This window comes from Amycolatopsis sp. M39 (assembly GCF_001651785.1).
In the GTDB taxonomy this organism is placed as follows: domain Bacteria; phylum Actinomycetota; class Actinomycetes; order Mycobacteriales; family Pseudonocardiaceae; genus Amycolatopsis; species Amycolatopsis rubida.
On record NZ_LWSF01000014.1, the window covers coordinates 176233 to 182599 of the forward strand.

Consider the following 6367-nt stretch of genomic DNA (forward strand, 5'->3'; position numbering starts at 1 on the left):
TCGGGACGAGAGCGGGAATCCTGCGGCAAGACGGTGATTTCCTATTCCGTACCTGTGGGGGGTGTGCTCGCCCGGCCGTGCTCGGCCAAGCTGGGCTGGTGGCGACGTATCGGCGGGTGTTCGGCAGACCGGAGTTCCGGGCGCTGTTCGCGAGCATGGTGGTTTCGGTCGCGGGCGATCAGTTCGCCCGGGTGGCGTTGTCGTTGCTGGTCTTCGACCGGACGCGGTCGGCGGGCTGGACCGCCGGTGTCTACGCCTTGACCTACGTGCCCTCGATTTTCGCCGGTCCGTTGCTGTCGGGGCTGGCGGACCGGTGGCCGCGGCGGCGGGTCATGGTGGCGGCGGACCTCCTGCGCGCGGGGCTGGTCACGGTGATGGCGATTCCCGCGCTGCCGTTGCCGGCGGTCGCGGCGCTGCTGGTGGCGGTCCAGGCGGCCGGTGCGCCGGGCAACGCCGCTCGTGCGGCGACGGCCGCGGCGGTTCTGCCGGGGGAAGAGTTCGTGCTGGGCAAAGGCCTGCTGGACATGGTGGTCCAGGTGGCGCAAGTGGTGGGGTTCGCGACCGGCGGGACGCTCGTCGCGTTCCTCGGCCCGGGGCAGGCGCTCGTCGCGGACGGGGTGACGTTCGTGGTGTCGGCTGTGCTGGTGCGGTTCGGGATCCGGGTGCGGCCGGCGCCAGCAGCGGTGGACTCCGGGGCGCGGCTGGGGCGGTGGTGGGCTGATCTGCGGGCCGGGACGGTGCTCGTCGTGCGGACGCCGCGGTTGCGTTCGCTGGTCGGGTTGGCTTGTGTGGCCGGGTTTTACGTCACGGTCGAGGGGCTGGCGGCGCCGTACGCGGAGTCGATCGGCGGATCCGCCCAGGCGGTGGGGGTACTGCTCGCGGCGAGTCCGGCGGGGACGGTGCTCGGGATGGTGATCGTGGCGCGGCTGCCGTCGCCGGTGCGGATGCGGTTGCTCGGGCCGCTCGCGGTGGCTGCCAGCGTTCCGCTGGTGGTGTGCGCGATCCAGCCGGGGCTGGTCGTGACGGCGGTCTTGTGGGGGCTGTCGGGCATGGCCAGCGCTTACCATCTGCCCGCGTCGGCGGCGTTCACCTTGGCGGTTCCCGATCATCGGCGGGCGCAGGCCTACGGGCTGGCCGCGACCGCGTTGACGACCAGCCAGGGCGCCGGGATCGCGCTGGCCGGGCTCGCGGCGACCGCGGCGGGCGCGAGCACGGTCCTCGCCGTCGCCGGGTTGCTCGGCGTGCTGACGGCGCTCGCGGCGGGAGCGGCATGGAACCGCGCCCGCCGCGCTGCCGAACCGGGGTAGCGGGTCAGCGGGTCCACTCGTTTCCGCGACGGCGGTCCCACTCGTTGCCTCGCCGGATCCATTCGTTGCCCTGGCAGCGGGTCCACTCGTTGCCGCGGCCGAAACGGGTCCATTCGTTGCCGGGTGCGTAGGTCATGGTGATGCCTTTCTCGCGGGTGGTTGGTCCGACCGGCGTATCGACGGCCGGTGACATGGCGATTATGGTGATTAATCTTCGTTGACAGGGGCGGATACCAGCGTGACTGGTGAGAGTGGCAGCCGCATAACAACGTGGGGATTGTGGTCCCTGCCGCGCCCCGCGCTGTGCTTGGTGCTCGCGGTCGACGCGGTCGCGGTCGCGATCACGGTGTTTTCGTCGGTGTCCGTCGCCGTCACCCGGACGCAGTGGCTGTGGTTCGCCGTCCTCGTCGCGGCGGCGGTGGCGCATCTTGAGGCGGTCCGCACGATCGAGCGGCGCCGCGAGCAGGCGTCGAAGAAAGCGCCGTACACCAATCTCAAGAGCCTGTGGGTGTTCGCCGCGCTGCTGGTGCTGCCGCTGCCGCTCGTCATCGGCTTGACCGCGGTGTCGTATTTGTATTGCTGGTACCGGGTTTACGGACCGGCGATCTTGTTCCGGAAGTTCTACTCGGCCGCCACGTTCGTGCTCGCGTCGGCCTTCGCCTCCACTGTCCTGGACGGTCCCCGGCTGCCGCACGACGTGTGGTCGCTGCTGCTCGTGGCCGCCGCGGCCGGCGGGTGGTGGCTGGTCAACTACGCCCTGGTCGTCGTCGCGATCGGATTGTCGTCGCAGGAGAAAGTACCGGTCCGGCAGGCCCTGGGGCATCCGGGCGACCAGCTGGTCGTCGCCTCGGCGCTGGGGCTCGGCGCGACCATGGCGGTCCTGCTGGTCCACGAGCCGTGGGCGTTGCCGGCCCCGATGATCGCCGTGCTGTGCGTGCACCGCGATCTCTTGCTGCCCCAGTACTTGCGAGCCTCCCGGACTGATCAGAAAACGGGCCTGGCGACGCCGGTGTACTGGGCCGGCGTCGTCACCGCCGCCCTCGACCGCGCGAAACTCAGCCAGACCGGTCTCGGGGTGCTTTTCCTGGACGTCGACAAGTTCAAAGCCATCAACGACACCTACGGGCACCCGGCGGGCGACCAGGCCATCCGCGCTGTCGCCGACCTGGTGCGGGCCGAAGTCCGGGCTCAGGACCTCGTCGCCCGCTACGGCGGAGACGAGCTGGCGATTCTGCTGCCGGGTCTCGAACCGGGTCAGGTGCTGGCTGTCGCCGAGCGGATCCGCTTCCGTGTGGCACGTACTCCGGTCGTGCTCACCGCCACTACGGACGGTCAACCTCGCACGCTGTCCGGGGTGAGTACCTCGATGGGTGTGGCGTCTTATCCCGACGACGGCGTTTCGGTTGAGCAACTGCTCACCTCCGCGGACGGTGCGTTGCTGCAGGCCAAGCGGAACGGCCGCAATCAGATCTGGGTGGCGGGCGCGGGTGGGTGCCGGGGTGCTGGCGCGGGCACATCCGCGTGACGTCCGGCCGCCCGGCTGAGTCTTTCTCCGGTGTCCGAGGCTTCTGGCCTGGTGCGTGAAGCTGAGATGCGCGCCCCGGCGAGGAACCAGGTTCGCTAGAGGTTCACGGTGTCCCTGGAATGGTGCGTGCGGCTTCACTGACCCGGTGCACCGGCAAGGCGCGCTGCCGGTTTGCTCCCGGTTCGCTGGCTGGTCCGCGGCTCGCCGCGGCCGCATGGTGGTCGGGCGGTGCCCCGGTCTCCGCACCGTCCGTCGCAGTTTGACCTGCGCGGACGGGGATTGTCACGCAGAAGGGAATATTGTGATGACCGCTGTTGCGCGCGGTAGCCGTTCACGGTGCTTGGCTGGGGACCACCGGGTCGCGCTGCGTGCGCTGCGCGCGGCGGCCGAGAACTACGCCGCACGGGGCTGGCCGGTGCTGCCGGGGCCGGTGTGCGACGGGCTGACGACCTGGGATCCGGTCAGTTTCGAACTGCTCGGCGGCCGCGAGTCGTCGGCATCCCGGTCCGAGGCCACGGTCGATCGCCGTGTTGTCTCGGAATGGTGGGCGGTGCATCGGCAGGCGATTCTCGCGCCGGTCGGAGAGCACTTTGACGTCGTGCGCGCGCCGACCCACCTTGGCTGGCGGGCGCTCGCCGCGTTCGACGGCGGGCGGCCGCTCGGCCCGATGGCGTTGTCGCCGCACGGGGCGTTCTTCTTTGTCGAGCCCGGGACCTGCGGGGAGCATGAGCTGGCGTCCGGGGTGGAGGTCTTTTCGCCGGGCGACCTCGTGGTTCTCCCGCCCAGCAGGGTCGTCGGCGGGGTTGTGTGGTGGCGGATATCGCCGGTGGATCGCGAGGCGTTGGGCGATGGGGCCGGGATTGTGGGCAAACTTGCCGAGCTTTCCGCCGGATCCGCGTAGGTTTCGCGGACAGCCTGCTGAGTGCGGGCATGCTCAGCGGGGGCAGCGGTGTTTGCCTCCGTCCCAGGTTCCGCCGCTGTTCCGGCAGTCAGCGAATTCTTGCTGCCCGTCGGCCCACGCTTTGCGGCCTGCGCATACGTCGTATTTCACCTCGTCTCCGTCCCGGCATTCGCAGCCGGGACGGCCATGGTCAATCGCGGCGTGCTCGACGGCGCCCACGCGGCCATGATGGTGCACCCGACGCTCAAGGACGCCGTGGTCCCGACGCTGCGTGCGTCGCGTTCCTGGCAGGTGGTCTACACCGGGGTCGGCGGGCATGCTTCGCCGCAGTGAACGCGGCGGTCGTTGCTCGGACCGCGATTGGCTTGCTGCGCCAGCAGTTACGCGATGGCATCAGGGCGCACCACGTGGTTCAGAAGGCTGGGGAGTCGGTCAATGTCATTCCTGCCTACGCGGTTGTCGACTGCATGATTCGCGCTGACACCCATCGCCGAAGTCGACGAGGTGTGGGAGCGAGTGCGTCGCTGTTCGACGCGGGGGCGGTGGCGACTGACACCAGTATCGAGCACACCACGTTGCCGTCGATCTACCGGGAATTCCGGCATGATCCCGATTTGGCTCCGCTGTCCGAGAAACACGCGAAGGCGGTCGGCCGGGCTTTTCCGGATTGTCCGGACACGATGTTCGGCTCGGCCGGCCTGGGGAATGTGTCGCCGCGGATCCCGGCGATCCATCCCCTGCGGTCGTTCGATCTTCCGGCCGAGGGAGGCGACCACACCGCCGCTCTCGCGGTGACGGCGGGAGGTCCGGAGGGAGATCGGTTCGTCCGGGACGCTGGGTTGGCGATGGCTCGCACGGTCGCCGAGGTGCGCGGGCCGGGAGAGGCGCCGGGAGCGCTGAGTTCGGGGACGCTCGTCCAGGTGATCTCGCGGTGATCGGTGACGCACGGGAAACGAGGATCGCCATGACTGCCTGGTGGGCCGGACTGTCCGGCATCGCCGGGGCCAGTTCACCCGCATCCTTCGAACGGGGGATCCCCGATGAACTCCCGCGTACGCCGCCAAGCCTGCGCTCTCGTTGCCGAGGCGGTAACCCGCTGGCCGGGTCCGTCGATGCGGCCGTCGTGGTGCCTGGATCCGCGCAACCGCGGAACACCCACGACGACAACGGATTGCGGAGCTTGCTCGGGCTGTCCGGCCTTCTCGGTCTCGCGGGCCCGGGTGCGTGCGCCGAGGGCTCAAGCCGGGCGGGATGCCCCGGCTGCTCCGGACCGGCGGCCGCCGCCTCCCGACGGTCTCGGACGAACGGCTCGGCTGCTCGGGCCTTCTCCTGGACCAGGACGGCGATTCGTCGAAAGCCGCTGTCCGGCACAGTGATTCCCGCACCGGCTTCCGGCGACCGCGGCTTCCGGCGGTGGGTTCGGCCGGGCGCGATGCGGGCCGGGGAAATGCGGGGCAGGGCACCAGCGTGCGCGGAACGGCCGCCGCCGGAAACGGAGTGCCCCGCACGAAAACCGCCGTCCCGGGCATCAGTCGCCGGGACGGCGGAAGTGGGTTACGGTGTCGAGCACGCCGGGTGGGACCGGCAGGTATCCAGGCCAGGTCACCGGTCCCACCCGCGCCGACGTCGCTGGGCGTCGGATGCACCCGGGGCACGGAGCAGGAGTGTGCAGCTCTCTCCGTGCTCCGGGTACACCTCAGGACGCTGACGCGAACCGTCGGACTCCGTGCCTCAGCCAGCTTTCCGCACACACAGCGGGCGGCTTCGGCAGGAGACTCAGCCGCCCTGGACGCTGCCGCCGTCGACGACGGCGCCCGAGGCGCAGTTGTACGGGGACTCGCCGGCCGCGGTGTTCTCACCCGGCGACAGGATCGGCACGCCGATGCCGTTCAGCGAGTTGCGGACCGGGACCTGGACGCCGAGCACGTTCACGTCGTTGCCGCACAGGCCGAGGGTGCCGTTGACGTTGTGCAGCACGTCGGTGTTGTTCAGGTTCACCAAGCCGACCTGGCCGGGTCCGCCGTGGTGGTGGCCGTGGTGGTGGCCGTCGGTCGTGTCGGCGGCGGCGATGCCGCCGAACAGGAACGCGCCGGCCGCCATCGTGGCGGACACGAGACCGATCTTCTTCAGCATTCAGAACTCCTCTGGGATTTCGCGACCGGCAATGCCAATCGCGGGCTTTGACGATTGCGTCAGCGGTCGCGGCAATAAAGGTGTGTGCTCCGCGACCGGATGAGGAAAACGTACTGACAATCCGGGGCTGTTTCCAGCTGGCGACACCATCGTGTCGGCAGCTGGTCCTCTGACCAAGGGGCAAGGTCTCGTTCGGGTTTACCCGGACCGTTATTGTATTAAGGCCAACAACGCTCGCCTCTTCTCGGATGTGCGGGTGCGGCGGCACGGACCATGCGGATTCCCGAGTAAACCAGAATATTCCACGCACACTAAAGGGCCCTGCGCCGCCTGGTGCTGCGGCGCAGGGCTTCCCGGAAAGCGTTGCTACCGCGCGGGCCAGGCCTCCGCTTCCGCCGCGAGGGCCGTGGCGACGTCCAGTTCGTTCGTGCGCACTTGTGCCGCGAGCGTCCCCGGCCGCGGCTGGAGCAGCAGCCAGCCGGTGACGTCCTGGTCGGTGTA

The 6367-nt window shown here is 69.8% G+C and carries 7 protein-coding genes; 5 read left to right on the forward strand and 2 right to left on the reverse strand.

All coding sequences use genetic code 11. The features are described from left to right. Positions 1-98 precede the first annotated feature (98 nt). Entirely contained in the window at positions 99-1307 is a 1209-nt protein-coding gene (locus A4R44_RS27090) for an MFS transporter (RefSeq protein WP_232791792.1), read from the forward strand. Positions 1308-1311: 4 nt separating this feature from the next. Here A4R44_RS27090 and A4R44_RS50780 read toward each other — a convergent pair whose 3' ends face one another. Beyond that, positions 1312-1500 carry a hypothetical protein gene (locus tag A4R44_RS50780; protein WP_067586557.1) on the reverse strand — a complete coding sequence of 63 codons (189 nt, stop codon included), beginning with the start codon at positions 1498-1500 and terminating at the stop codon, positions 1312-1314. A 45-nt stretch (positions 1501-1545) separates the two neighbouring features. Here A4R44_RS50780 and A4R44_RS27100 point away from each other — a divergent pair, with 45 nt between their 5' ends. The 4 genes from A4R44_RS27100 to A4R44_RS49300 all read left to right on the forward strand — a co-directional run bounded on the left by A4R44_RS27100 (position 1546) and on the right by A4R44_RS49300 (position 4668). Further along, positions 1546-2832: a GGDEF domain-containing protein gene (locus tag A4R44_RS27100; protein ID WP_095213618.1), complete on the forward strand. Its 1287-nt coding sequence runs from the start codon at positions 1546-1548 to the stop codon at positions 2830-2832. A 304-nt stretch (positions 2833-3136) separates the two neighbouring features. Continuing rightward, a complete protein-coding gene (locus tag A4R44_RS27105) occupies positions 3137-3733 on the forward strand; it encodes a bifunctional DNA primase/polymerase (RefSeq protein ID WP_232791793.1) in 597 nt (198 codons plus the stop codon). Between the two features lie 186 nt (positions 3734-3919). Then, positions 3920-4066, forward strand: coding sequence for a hypothetical protein (locus tag A4R44_RS49295; protein WP_198545449.1), 147 nt, complete (start codon positions 3920-3922; stop codon positions 4064-4066). 173 nt (positions 4067-4239) lie between these two features. Next, positions 4240-4668 carry a hypothetical protein gene (locus A4R44_RS49300; protein WP_198545450.1) on the forward strand — a complete coding sequence of 143 codons (429 nt, stop codon included), beginning with the start codon at positions 4240-4242 and terminating at the stop codon, positions 4666-4668. Positions 4669-5509: 841 nt separating this feature from the next. Here the strand turns inward: A4R44_RS49300 and A4R44_RS27115 are convergent. After that, positions 5510-5866, reverse strand: coding sequence for a hypothetical protein (locus A4R44_RS27115; protein ID WP_067586566.1), 357 nt, complete (start codon positions 5864-5866; stop codon positions 5510-5512). Between the last annotated feature and the right edge of the window lie 501 nt (positions 5867-6367).